Annotated in this window: 8 protein-coding genes; 5 read left to right on the plus strand and 3 right to left on the minus strand. The window is 36.7% G+C overall.

The window, feature by feature from the left end; all coding sequences use genetic code 11:
- Window positions 1-19: 19 nt before the first annotated feature.
- The 5 genes from V5J73_RS13140 (at window position 20) to acs (ending at window position 7,470) form a co-directional block, all read left to right on the plus strand.
- A complete protein-coding gene (locus V5J73_RS13140; RefSeq protein ID WP_338646427.1) occupies window positions 20-244 on the plus strand; it encodes a DUF6814 family protein in 225 nt (74 codons plus the stop codon).
- 318 nt (window positions 245-562) lie between these two features.
- Window positions 563-3,265, plus strand: a complete 2,703-nt coding sequence (locus tag V5J73_RS13145) for a sensor histidine kinase (RefSeq protein WP_338646428.1) — start codon at window positions 563-565, stop codon at window positions 3,263-3,265.
- A gap of 6 nt (window positions 3,266-3,271) precedes the next feature.
- Window positions 3,272-3,634: a response regulator transcription factor gene (locus tag V5J73_RS13150; protein WP_338646429.1), complete on the plus strand. Its 363-nt coding sequence runs from the start codon at window positions 3,272-3,274 to the stop codon at window positions 3,632-3,634.
- Between the two features lie 15 nt (window positions 3,635-3,649).
- Window positions 3,650-5,548, plus strand: a complete 1,899-nt coding sequence (locus tag V5J73_RS13155) for a propionyl-CoA synthetase (protein WP_338646430.1) — start codon at window positions 3,650-3,652, stop codon at window positions 5,546-5,548.
- Between the two features lie 14 nt (window positions 5,549-5,562).
- A complete protein-coding gene (gene acs, locus V5J73_RS13160; protein ID WP_338646432.1) occupies window positions 5,563-7,470 on the plus strand; it encodes an acetate--CoA ligase in 1,908 nt (635 codons plus the stop codon).
- A gap of 119 nt (window positions 7,471-7,589) precedes the next feature.
- Here acs and V5J73_RS13165 read toward each other — a convergent pair whose 3' ends face one another.
- The 3 genes from V5J73_RS13165 to V5J73_RS13175 form a co-directional block, all read right to left on the minus strand.
- Entirely contained in the window at window positions 7,590-10,478 is a 2,889-nt protein-coding gene (locus tag V5J73_RS13165) for an alpha-amylase family glycosyl hydrolase (protein ID WP_338646433.1), read from the minus strand.
- Window positions 10,479-10,544: 66 nt separating this feature from the next.
- Window positions 10,545-11,657 carry a SusE domain-containing protein gene (locus V5J73_RS13170; protein ID WP_338646434.1) on the minus strand — a complete coding sequence of 371 codons (1,113 nt, stop codon included), beginning with the start codon at window positions 11,655-11,657 and terminating at the stop codon, window positions 10,545-10,547.
- 23 nt (window positions 11,658-11,680) lie between these two features.
- Complete coding sequence (locus V5J73_RS13175) at window positions 11,681-13,279, minus strand: RagB/SusD family nutrient uptake outer membrane protein (protein WP_338646436.1); 1,599 nt, start codon at window positions 13,277-13,279, stop codon at window positions 11,681-11,683.
- Window positions 13,280-13,289 lie beyond the last annotated feature (10 nt).

Genomic DNA, 13,289 nt, shown 5'->3' on the forward strand with positions numbered 1-13,289 from the left:
AAACAATAAATATCAACATATGAATCAGATAAAAAGAGTTTTAGGATTAGTTTGGATTGCTTGTGCTGCTGCTGCAGCGTATTTTTGCATCTTTACTTTTGGATTGCCAAAATTTATGTCAGGCAAACAAGAAGATTTAGTATTTGGGATTATTATCCTTTTTATACTCACTCCATTAATCGTTTTAGGATTAGGAACCTTTGGGTATTACTCCTTAATGGGTGATTATGATGAAAAAAATTAATTAAATTGCCACAATAGACAGTCTCTGCATGTATTTGCAGAGATTGTTTATTTTTTTTAAACATAAAGATTCAACAATAAAATCTTTAAAAAGCGAAAGCAATACCGCTGCAAAGCAAACTGCATCTTCTTATGAAAAAGAGACATGAACAAAAGTTGGTTATCCTTTCAATGCTAATGTTATTGGCTTTGAACGTGCCACTCTTGCTGTTATTTGACAGTTCACAACCCCTTTTTGGATTCCCAATCATCTATATTTATATCTTCTCGGCTTGGCTGTTTTCAATCGCCATATCGTACCTAATCATAAAAAGATATTATGAATAGCATTGGACTCTTATTAATATTGATGCTTTATTTGTCGATTCTTTTTTACATTGCCTATTGGTCCGAAAAAAGAAGTCATTCTAAATGGACAAATAATCCCTACATCTATTCCTTTTCATTAGCCGTATATTGTACCGCCTGGACCTATTACGGAAGTATTGGTGTTGCTGCAGAATCCGGTTTGAGTTATTTACCCATTTATTTAGGTCCCATATTAATTATCCCAACGTGGATGATTATTCTCAAGAAAATTATCCGAATTTCGAGAGTAAATAAAATTTCCAGCATTGCAGATTTTATTTCTTTACGATACGGAAACAGTAGATTTCTTGGTGCATTGGTTACCATAGTTTGTATTTCTGGGATTTTACCCTATATTTCTTTACAGCTAAAATCAATTTCGGATACCTTTCATATTGTTACCAAAACGGAATCGAGTGACAACATCTTCACGGATACTACAACTTATGTGTGTCTAGCATTGGCGTTATTTGCCTCTTATTATGGAACAAAATATGTAGATGCCTCCGAAAAAAGACGCGGTATTGTAACTGCCGTAGCCATGGAGTCCATCTTGAAGTTGGTTTTCTTTCTAATCGTAGGTATTTATGTGACCTATTTTGTCTTTGATGGATTTGATGACATCTATCAAAAAGCGGCAGTGCTGCAGGATTTCGACAAAAAAAATACCATTGGTGGTCTTACAAACGGAATCAACTGGTTCTTTCTTTGTATACTATCCATGTTTGCTATTTTTCTGTTGCCAAGGCAATTTCATACCGCTATTGTCGAAAACAACAAAGAAACGCACATCCGAACAGCGATCTGGCTTTTCCCATTGTATCTGTTACTTTTTAATATTTTTGTATTCCCAATAGCTTGGGGTGGCAACATCCTTTTTGAAGGAAAAGGCCATAATTCAGACACGTATTCCTTGCTGATACCGCAACTATTTGACAATAACACCTTGACCGTTATGGTATTTCTAGGTGGGTTCTCAGCAGCCATTTCGATGATTATTGTATCTTCTATCGCACTGGCCACCATGCTGAGCAACAACTTACTGATTCCTTATGGTTTTATTGGTTCACTAGAAAATTCTTCACAGAAAAAGAACAGCAAACGAATTGTAAACAGTAGAAAAATAGGGATTTTTTCCCTCATTATTTTGGCTTATGCCATCTATCGCATTTTCATTTTAGACTATTCTTTGGTTTCCATCGGGCTGGTTGCTTTTGTAGTTATTGCCCAATTGGCTCCTTCGTTTTTTGGTGCTATATTCTGGAAAAGAGGTTCTAAAAACGGTGCTGTAACAGGTATCGTGCTTGGCTTTTTAGTTTGTTTGTACACACTGTTAATTCCTTATGCGCTAGGAATGACAAATTCTACAAGCCATTTTCTTACTGAAGGTCCTTGGGGAAATACTTTATTGAGGCCATTCGAACTTTTTGGATTGAATTATTTAGAGCCAATTCCACATGCGGTTTTTTGGAGTTTACTAATCAATATTTTGAGTTACGCAGCAGTATCAGTTAGTTTTAAAGGCAATTATAGAGAACGTAATTATGCCGAAATGTTTGTAGATATAGACAAATACATCACCAATCACGAAAATGCTTTTGTGTGGAAAGGAACCGCTTACATCTCGGATATTCAAAAAGTGTTGCAGCGATTTCTTGGCGAAGACCGAACCAAAAGAGCACTGACTATCTTCAATTTGAAATACAATATCGATAAAGACGTTACCACTGCCGATGCGCGATTTATAAAATTTGCCGAAAATTTATTGACAGGCCATATTGGTACGGCTTCCGCCAAAATTTTAATCTCGAGTGTGGTCAAAGAAGACAAAATCAGTTTGCCCGAAGTACTCCGAATTTTGGAAGAATCCAAAGAAAACATCATCATCAATAAGAAGTTGACGGACACCTCGAATGAATTAAAAAAAATATCAGAACAACTAAAAAATGCGAATCAGGAATTAGTCAATAAAGACATTCAAAAAGATGAATTTCTGGATACGGTTACCCATGAATTGAGAACGCCAATAACCGCCATTCGTGCAGCGAGCGAAATCCTTCACGATGATGACGACATTCCGGATGAACTGAGAAAACAGTTTTTACAAAATATCATTTCGGAGTCGGATCGTTTGAACCGTTTAATTGATAAAATTCTGGATTTAGAAAAATTTGAAACTGGAAAGCAGAAGATTTACTTATCTAAAAACAACCTCACAAAAACCATTAAAAATACCTTAAAATCCTTAAATCAATTAATTAAAAATAAAAATATAGAGATTGAATTTGACGATTCTAGCAAAGAAATTAGAGCTTTTTATGATGAAGAACGAATTGTTCAGGTGATTCATAATTTGTTATCGAATGCGATAAAGTTTTGTTCCGAAACAAATGGAAAAATAGCTATTTCGATACTTGAAAACGAGTCTAATATAGAAGTGAAAATTCACAATAACGGCAAAGTGATTAAAGAAGAAGATGCCGAAGCAATTTTTGATAAGTTCTACCAATCGCGAAACCAAAACATAAAAAAACCAATAGGAAGCGGCTTAGGATTAGCCATTTGCAAACAAATTATCGAACACCATAAAGGAAGCATTTGGACTGAAAAAAAGGTAACTGACGGAGCCACTTTCATCTTTACGTTACCCAATTATAATACTACAGAAAAATAGTTAACAATGAAAAAGATTTTAATTGTAGATGACGAGCCAAACATTGTAATGGCATTGGAATATACTTTCAAAAAGAACAATTTTGAAGTTTTCATAGCAAGAGACGGTCAAGAAGCGCTTGATATTTTAAGCATTCAACTTCCGGATGTAATTATTCTGGATGTAATGATGCCCATGGTGGACGGTTTTGCCACATTAGAACAAATAAAAAAAGACGATCGCTTGCGGCATTGCAAAGTCATTTTCCTTTCCGCAAAAAACAAAGAAAAAGATATTGAAAAAGGGCTTTCCCTAGGGGCTAATTTATATGTAGTCAAGCCTTTTTCGATTAAAAAATTAGTAGAACAAGTTCAGGATTTAATTCAATAAGAAACAAATTCAACCATGAAATACGAAGAAATTTATACCCGAAGTATTGCGCAACCAGAAGCCTTTTGGGCAGCGCAAGCCGATGAAATTGAGTGGTACAGCAAACCGGAAACAATTTTGTCGAAAGACGAAAATGGATATCCGCTTTGGTACAAAGATGGCGAATTGAACATTTGTTATCTCGCATTAGACAAGCATATTCAAGACGGATACGGGGACCAAACCGCCTTTATATACGATTCTCCGGTAACACAAACCGTAAAAAAATATACCTTTTCAGAGGTAAAAACCGAAGTGGCAAAATTAGCTGGAGGCATGCAGTCACTGGGTTTGAAAAAAGGAGACACGGCCATAATTTACATGCCTATGATTCCTCAAACTGCGTTTGCCATGTTGGCTTGTGCCAGAATTGGCGTGATTCATTCGGTTGTTTTTGGAGGTTTTGCACCGCATGAATTGGCGATTAGAATCGATGATTGCAAACCCAGAGCAATCATAACGGCATCATCCGGAATAGAGATTGACCGATTAATTGCGTACAAACCTTTGGTAGACGAAGCCATTGAACTTGCTTCTCATCGACCAAAAAAAGTCATTGTTTTCAATAGAAAATTAGGTGCGCGAATTCCCTTTAAGAAATACGATGTGGATTACGACGCCTTGGTTTACGGCTCCGAAGAAACGCCTTGTATTCCTTTACATTCCAATCATCCGCTGTATATTTTATACACTTCCGGCACTACAGGAAAACCCAAAGGAATCGTAAGAGATACCGGTGGTTATGCCGTGGCATTGAAATTTTCCATGAAATACATCTATAATGTAAATCAAGACGAAACTTTTTGGGCGGCATCGGATATGGGCTGGGCAGTGGGACACAGCTACATTTTATATGGCCCTTTATTAAACCGAAATACCACCATAATTTTTGAAGGAAAACCAATAAAAACTCCAGATGCAAGTACGTTTTGGAGAATCATTTCAGAGCATAAAGTAGGTACTATGTTTACCGCTCCAACCGCCATTCGAGCCATTAAAAAAGAAGATCCCGACGGAGAATTCATCAAACAATATGATTTGAGTTGTCTTAAAAATCAATTTTTGGCGGGAGAACGCTGTGACAATGCCACATTAGAATGGTACCAACAACACATTCCTATTCCTGTAATTGACCATTGGTGGCAAACAGAATCTGGCTGGCCAATGATTGCCAATTCTCTAGGAATTGAAAAAATGCCAGTCAAACCCGGTTCAGCTACCAAAGCAGTTTGTGGATATAACATTCGGATTTTTAATGAAAACGGCGACGAATTAAGCGCCAATGAAGAAGGTTTGGTTGTTGTAAAATTGCCTTTACCGCCGGGGAATATGTTAGGCATTTGGGAAAACGAAGCACGTTTCAAAACTGGATATTTCAGCAAATTTGACGGTTATTATTTGTCTGGCGATGGTGGTTACAAAGATGAAGACGGTTATATTTTCATCACTGGAAGAACGGATGATGTAATAAATGTAGCTGGACATCGATTGTCAACAGCAGAAATGGAGGAAGTTGTTGCTTCTCATGAATCCGTGGCTGAATGTGCCGTTATTGGAATTCACGATGAGTTAAAAGGACAAATTCCTTTGGCTTTGGTGGTAACCAAATCAGGAACTGAAATCGAACAGTACCAGTTGGAACAAGAAATCATTAAACTGGTTCGTCAGCAAATTGGAGCTGTAGCTTCGCTACGAAATGTAGTCATTGTACAACGATTGCCCAAAACACGGTCGGGGAAAATCCTTCGAAAACTGATGCGCAGTATTACCGATGGCGAGGAATTCCAAATTCCGTCAACTATTGATGATGAATCCATTGTAGAAGAAATCGTGACCACATTAAAAAAGTATAAAATAGGCGTTTATAATATTTAAAATTTACCAAAATCATGAGTTACTATAAAATAAATAATTTAGAAGAGTACTTTAAACATTACAAAAAATCAGTTCGTGAACCCAAAAAGTTTTGGGACAAAATTGCTTCGGAAAATTTTACTTGGTACCAAGAATGGGATAAAGTAGTTGACTTTAATATGGCTGAAGCCGATATAAAATGGTTTACCAATGCAAAAGTAAACATTGTAAAAAACTGTATTGACAGGCATCTTGCTAAAAAAGGAGACAAAACAGCTATCATTTTTGAACCAAATGATCCAAATGAAGAAGCATTGCATATTTCGTATAATGAATTGTACGAACGTGTTTGCAAAATGGCGAATGTCTTAAAGGAACAAGGCATACAAAAAGGAGATCGCGTTTGTATTTACTTACCAATGATTCCTGAATTAGCGATTACCACTTTGGCCTGCGCCAGAATTGGAGCCATTCACTCGGTTGTTTTTGCAGGATTTTCTGCCTCGGCAGTAGCAGCAAGAATCAATGACAGCGAATGTAAAATGGTAATCACTTCAGATGGTGGATATCGTGGGAACAAAACCATCGATTTGAAAAGTATCGTTGATGAAGCCTTATTGAATTGTCCTTGTGTAGAGAACGTTTTAGTTGCTAAAAGAATCAACTCAAACATTAACATGAAAGAAGGTCGTGACCAATGGTTGCAACCTCTTTTGGATCAAGCTTCGGACAATAATGTAGCTGAAATCATGGATGCCGAAGATCCTTTGTTTATCCTTTATACTTCTGGTTCAACAGGAAAACCAAAAGGAATGGTACACACTACAGCAGGTTATATGGTGTATTCTGCGTATACTTTTAAGAACGTTTTTAATTATGAAGACAATGATATTTTCTGGTGTACCGCTGACATTGGCTGGATTACCGGACATTCCTATATTCTTTACGGACCATTATTGAACGGAGCTACGACGGTAATTTTCGAAGGCGTTCCTTCTTATCCTGATTTTAGTCGTTTTTGGCAAACCATCGAAAAGCATAAAGTGACCCAGTTTTACACGGCACCAACTGCTATTAGAGCTTTGGCAAAAGAAAGCATCGAATATGTACAAAGGTACCAATTGACCTCTTTGAAAGTGATTGGATCTGTGGGAGAACCTATTAATGAAGAAGCGTGGCACTGGTACAACAACCATGTAGGCGATAAAAAATGTCCAGTGGTGGATACGTGGTGGCAAACCGAAACGGGAGGAATCATGATTTCGCCAATCGCATTTGTAACGCCAACAAAACCGACATACGCTTCATTACCACTACCAGGTATTCAACCTGTTTTGATGGACGAAAAACGCAACGAAATTGAAGGCAATCAGGTTACAGGAAGTTTATGTATTAAATTTCCTTGGCCGGGAATTGCCAGAACCATTTGGGGCGATCACCAGCGTTATAAAGACACCTATTTCTCTACCTTCCCAGGCAAATATTTCACTGGAGACGGTGCATTGCGTGATGAAGTTGGTTATTACAGAATTACGGGCCGCGTAGATGATGTGGTTATTGTTTCTGGACATAACCTAGGAACTGCTCCTATAGAAGATGCAATCAATGAACATCCTGCTGTTGCTGAAAGTGCTATTGTAGGTTTCCCACATGACATCAAAGGAAATGCTTTGTATGGTTTTGTAATTCTTAAAGAAACCGGAGAATATCGCGACAGAGAAAATCTGAGTAAAGAGATTAACCAACACATATCAGACCATATTGGACCCATTGCAAAATTGGACAAAATCCAGTTTGTTTCCGGTTTACCAAAAACCCGTTCGGGAAAAATCATGCGTAGAATTTTGCGTAAGATTGCCGAAGGAGACTACTCTAATTTTGGAGATATTTCAACGTTATTGAATCCTGAAATTGTGGAAGAAATCAAAGACGGAAAAATTTAGATTTTAGTTTTAATTGTTGTTAAAAACTGCTTCATTCATGGAGCAGTTTTTTTATACAAAAAAGGCTGTCTTGGTAGAGACAGCCTTTCAAACATTTAAAACAAAACAAACAAACCGTATTATTCCTTAATGAACTTCAATACCTGAACTCCATTATTCTCATCATACGCTTTTACTATATAAAAACCTTTGTTCAAGTCACTAACCACAAATTGATGTCCTTCAGATTGCTTTTCATCAAACGTTTTTACCAATTGTCCTGTTATAGAAAAAACCTGAACTTTAGAAGTCTCAGCATTAATGGTAAAATAACTGGAAACTGGATTTGGATATAATAAAACTGTTGGTGTTTTTTCAAAATCATCTATTGCCAATGAGGCCGTTTTGTTTCCATAGATTCGGTATTCACCGGGCGGAATTGTTATCGGGTCATTCACATTCGTAACGGTGATTGTAGTATTATCCATCAAATTATACCACTGTCCCGTGTAAGGAAATCCAGTTGCCACATTTTGCGTGGTAACATTAAAATTAGCCAAGATCAAAACATCTTTAAGTTGGCTTGACGCCAAAGCACTATTGGTAATTTTGATATTTGGATATAAAGAACTTGTATTTGCCATAGTTGCAGTTCCTGAAAAAACAGGCTCTACCGTTTTCATCGTAATCATTTTAGACCAATCGTTGTAAATTTTACTTCTATTGGTGTCCTCAAGCCAATTATCAACCCATTGTGGTTGTTGTTTGGTATCTAATTTACAATCCCCAGATATTGCATCCGAAGGAGAGTTGACACTGCCATTATTACAAGCAAAAATAGAATTTTCCCAACCTAGTTCACCAAAATGCCAAATCATCTTTGGTCCTGGAACCAATAACGAAACTGCCCCAATTGCTGACATTCTAGACAAAGCTACGTTGAGTGTTTTTACATTATGAGCGGCATTGGCACTATTCCCAAATTGTAAATTTTTATACATTAGTCGTTCCTCATCATGACTTTCGGCATAACCAATTAATCTGTTTGTGGTAAAGCCTCTACTGGAACTATTCATACGCGAAATGTTTCCAGAATATCCCATTGACAATTCATTGTATTGACTGGTCATTATTCCCCACATCATAATCCCTTTACTAGGCGTTTCGTTAATTCTGTAATTTGCCCAAAGTTGTTCTTCATCATCATTCCCTAGATGCTCAAAAATAGTATAATGAGTTGGGTCTAAACTCCAAGAATAATCAGCATAGGCTTTCAAAACATCTACACGATCTTGTTGCTTAATACCGGTACAAGCTTCTTGACCTCCAACAACATTAGCAGGGCAATTTTGGGTAAATCCTTTGGTTAAATCCCAACGAAATCCATCAATTTTATATTCTTCAACCCATTGTTTAATGACTCTTTTTACGTAGTTCTGAGTTCTTGGCTGTTGATGATTAAAATCTTCCCCAACGCTATAACTGTGCATGGCCGTTGTATTAAAATAAGGGTTTTCAGTTGAAGGAGAACCCCATCCATCGCCATCAGGATCGTTCATCCACATACGAAGCATCGGATTTCTTCCAAAAGCATGGTTCAATGCAACATCAAGAATAACGGCAATTCCGTTTTGGTGGCACAAATCAACAAACTCTTTTAACTTATCTGAAGTTCCGTAGAATTTATCCAAAGCCATGTGAAAAGAGGTATTATAACCCCAACTTTCATTGCCCTCGTATTCCATTACTGGCATTAACTCAATCGCATTTATTTTCAAATTTTTAAAATAATCAATTTTATTAATCAAATCTTGATAGCTTCTATTAGCATCAAAATCACGTACTAGTAATTCGTAAACCACCAATTTTTCTTTTTCTGGTTTAACAAAGTTTGTTGTAGCACTACTCCATGCATAAGGTATTTTACCTGTTTGTAAAACGGTTACTTCTCTTTCCTGTCCTTCAGGATAAACTGGCATGTTTGGATACTTCGAAGCAGGAATCCCGCCATCATCAAACGGAGATAAAACAAGAGTCGAATATGGATCCGCTGTTTTTACTAAAGATGGTGTCCCTGCAATAGGCGTAGCATCAACTACCCAATACTGATACGTATAATTTGTACCAGAAACCAATCCTGTTAACTCCAACCAAAATTTACCCGAAGTTGGGTCCTTTTTCATCGCAAAAGCAGCTGTTGGTTGCCAGTTGTTAAAACTTCCTGCAACATATACAAAATCTTTAAACGGAGCATCCAATACTAAAGTTGCCTTTGTTGCATCTGTAGGATTATAATTGATACCATCTAATAAACCTGCTGACAAAGCTTCGCTAACTACATTAGGATTCACGATAGCACTAAATTTTTTAGTAACCACAGTTGCTCCTTGTGTAATCTGTAGTTCGTAGTTTTGATTTCCAGTAATATTAGTATGATTAAAGGAATAACTAGAAGTTGCAGCATTAATATTTAAATTAGCTCCATTTGCTTTTAATACATAACTGGCGTTACCGCTTGTATTAGTAGCTGAAATACTCAGATTACCACCTGAAGCTATAATAGTAGAGCTATTCTCCGCTGGGGCACTTAATGTAACCTGAAAAGCACCAACTTCAACAAAGTTATCTTGTGATTTTTTATCCCCAGTTCCGTCTTTAGCTTTTACAAGAAATCCTATTCTACCTATTCCGTTTCTGTTATAAAAGGTAGCAGGAGTAAATGTTTTAGTATAGGTATCTGAAACCGAATTATAAGTAAATCTATTCGCTTCGTTGGACGCAGTCCATGTACCATTAGTCGGACAATCAATACTGTTTGCATCATTGATGTCAAAAGACCAAGTCCACATGTATAATGCGTTTCCGGTAACTCCCCAAGTTGCTTCATTTACAGAAGCTCCATTTACTGTGATTGTAATAGGAGTTGTTGCCTCAAAAGTAGCTGGACTTATAGTATAGCTAATACTTTGCTGTTGAGCTGAGACACCAATTGAAAGGCAAAACAATAAAAAAAGTAGTGTTTTTTTCATAGTTAAGTGTTAATTTAATTAGATAGAAAAAGGCTACCTATGAGATAGCCTTTTTATTTTTATAACTTATTCTTGATTTGGCAACATCAAATAACTACCATCTAAATCATTGAAATAAATTTTGTATTTTGATTTTGCAACTGGAATGTCTCCTCCACTAGCACCATTACCAGTAAAACCTGAAAATTCTGTATCTCCTCCCCAATTAGTATCCCAAGCATTGTTTGCTCTAAATTTCCCTTTACCATCAAATAGAGAAATACTTAGTGACCAAACATGAGGACTAAATGCTGAAACAGTCATTTCAGAATCATCTCCATTCCAACCTGCATCAGTACCCGTTCTAGAAGATCCCAAGAAACCAATTCTTGAATAAACTGAGGCCGCAGATGCGTTATAAGGAACTAAAGTGTACGCTAACGTTTCTACATTAAATGTAAAAGTGTAATATCCTGAAGCTGAAATTGTAAATTCACCTGCATTATCTTTAATTTCAATTGTATTATTTCCTGCATTCCCTAATTGAGATGCCCAACTCCCTTTTACAGAAATTAGCTTAAAATTTCCTGCAGCAAAGTATCCTGTAAATTTATAAATACTTGGATTCGCTCCACCTCTAAACATAGGTTGGTGTTTCGTATCAACATTATTATCCCAACCACCTTCAACGGCTGCACCAATTAAGTACCAATCTGTAAATGCGTATGGCACTAATCCTGTGTATGGATTAACTAAAATAGTCAATGGAGTTTCAGACATCATTTTTTCGATTCCTGCTAAACTAGACACAACTTTAACATCATACGATCCTAACTCATCAGGAATTCCACCTAATTCAATTACTGCTTGATTTAAGGTTTTTACAGATACTTCAATTTGAGTGGCACCAGAAGTTCCTCCTAATTCAATTGCTTTTGTAAAATCACCGCCTTTAACGTCTATTAAAAGTTTGTATCCAATCTCAACATCACCGCCATAAGTTGCTTTGGTCCATACAAAACGCTCTGCAACATTATCTGCATTTTCTTCAAGTAATATGTATGATTTATCGTTTTCAGGCGCAACTAATTCTGGAGTATCAACTCCTTGAATTACTGGTCTATCTTCTACATCTTCAACGCTACAAGACAAGGCAAGTACCGCGAATAAAGCAATTACTGATTTAGTTATATTTTTCATTTTTCTATTTATTTTTAATATTATTAATATCCAGGGTTTTGTTGTAATTTACTGTTTGATGACAATGCAGTAGCAGGAATAGGAAATAAATTTCTAAACGCTTGAGTTGGCGCTCCACCAGCTACATTTCCTTTCCAAGGCCAGATATAACTGCCACCTGAAAATTTACCAAAACGAATTAAATCCGTTCTTCTATGCCCTTCCCAGTGTAGCTCTTTTGCTCTTTCATCAAGAATTAAGTTTGCTCCAGTAGCATCTGCGTTAAGAGTAGCTATCGTTGAAGTATTTGCTCTGGTTCTTAGAGCATTTACATAGCCTCTGGCAGTTCCAAGATCTCCAACTTTACCAACTACCGCACATTCAGCATACATTAAATAAGCATCTGCCAAACGGAAAATTGGAAAATCTGAATCAGAAAAATCTCCTGATTTATCAGAACCTTGAACTCCATTTACATCTACATTTCTAAATTTTTGAATAGCAAACCCATCCGTGAAATTACTAATGTCAACAATTTCTTTCGTTTGTCCATCTGTATAGAATTGGCCTCTTGTATCAGTAGTATTTCCATTAAACTTATCTACAAATGCCGAAGTAGTTCTGATTCCAGCCCAACCACCATTGATTCCAAATTCAGAAGCTTTCATGGTACCACCCACTGGTGCATGTGTCAAGAAAGTAGTTCCGCCATAGGTTTGAGTTCTAAGTCCATCAAAAGCAATTGCAAAAATGAATTCATTTTGCGCTCCATTTCTATCATTGTCAGCAAAAAACAATTGGTTATAATTGCTATGCAAAGAATAATTAGTAGCGATTACTTTCGTAATTAATGGCAATGCACCTGCATAATTATCAGTACCAATGTATACTTTGGCATTCATATACAATTTAGCTTGTAACATCCAAGCTGCTGCTTGATCTGCACGATACGCCTCATTTGTTTTTGGTGCTTTCAATTCAGGGGTGATTGCTGTTAATTCTTCATCAACAAACTTGTATAGTTCTGCTCTTGTAGCATATTCAGGGTAAAAGAATGTGCTTGGAGAATTTTCAGTAACTAAAGATCCACCACCAAACATATCGATTAAGTGCCAATACGTTAATGCTCTTAAGAAACGTGCTTCTGCTCTGTACGTTTTAATTTCTGCTATTAAAGCAGCATCAAGCCCTCTAGAAGCTAATTTCTCATCTGTAGTTTGTCTTAAAAACTCATTGCAATTTACAATTTGAAAAGAGAAACGTGCAAATGTAGCCGTGATAAAACGGTCTAGTGAAGTCCATGTTTGAGAATGTAGGTCTTTTATAGTACCATCATTCCATCCGATAACAGCTTCGTCTGTAGTTAATTCTTGCATCAACCAAAACCCTCTGATGTATTGACTTTCTCCTTCATCAATTCCTGAGATATCAGGAGAGCCAGCTGCAGTTTGACCCGAAGTAGCAAATCCTGCATATAACTTAGCCAAATTTTGTTTGTAGGATTCTGGCGTGCTAAAAAATTCATCACCAGGAACAGCAACATTGCCTTCCGGAGATTGGTTCAAATCATCTGTACACGATGGGAATAATAGCACCAACAGTAACAAAGAAATACCCAATAATTTTATTTGTGTCTTTTTCATTTTTCTTGTT

Origin of the sequence: Flavobacterium sp. KS-LB2 (genome assembly GCF_036895565.1) — a bacterium.
Lineage (GTDB): Bacteria > Bacteroidota > Bacteroidia > Flavobacteriales > Flavobacteriaceae > Flavobacterium.

What these genes read in the sequence shown, in the direction of transcription:
- V5J73_RS13150 (WP_338646429.1), top strand. Translation starts at nt 3,272, where the DNA reads ATGAAAAAGATTTTAATTGTAGATGACGAGCCAAACATTGTAATGGCA.
- V5J73_RS13145 (WP_338646428.1), top strand. Translation starts at nt 563, where the DNA reads ATGAATAGCATTGGACTCTTATTAATATTGATGCTTTATTTGTCGATT.
- V5J73_RS13155 (WP_338646430.1), top strand. Translation starts at nt 3,650, where the DNA reads ATGAAATACGAAGAAATTTATACCCGAAGTATTGCGCAACCAGAAGCC.
- acs (WP_338646432.1), top strand. Translation starts at nt 5,563, where the DNA reads ATGAGTTACTATAAAATAAATAATTTAGAAGAGTACTTTAAACATTAC.
- V5J73_RS13170 (WP_338646434.1), bottom strand. Translation starts at nt 11,657, where the DNA reads ATGAAAAATATAACTAAATCAGTAATTGCTTTATTCGCGGTACTTGCC.
- V5J73_RS13175 (WP_338646436.1), bottom strand. Translation starts at nt 13,279, where the DNA reads ATGAAAAAGACACAAATAAAATTATTGGGTATTTCTTTGTTACTGTTG.
- V5J73_RS13140 (WP_338646427.1), top strand. Translation starts at nt 20, where the DNA reads ATGAATCAGATAAAAAGAGTTTTAGGATTAGTTTGGATTGCTTGTGCT.
- V5J73_RS13165 (WP_338646433.1), bottom strand. Translation starts at nt 10,478, where the DNA reads ATGAAAAAAACACTACTTTTTTTATTGTTTTGCCTTTCAATTGGTGTC.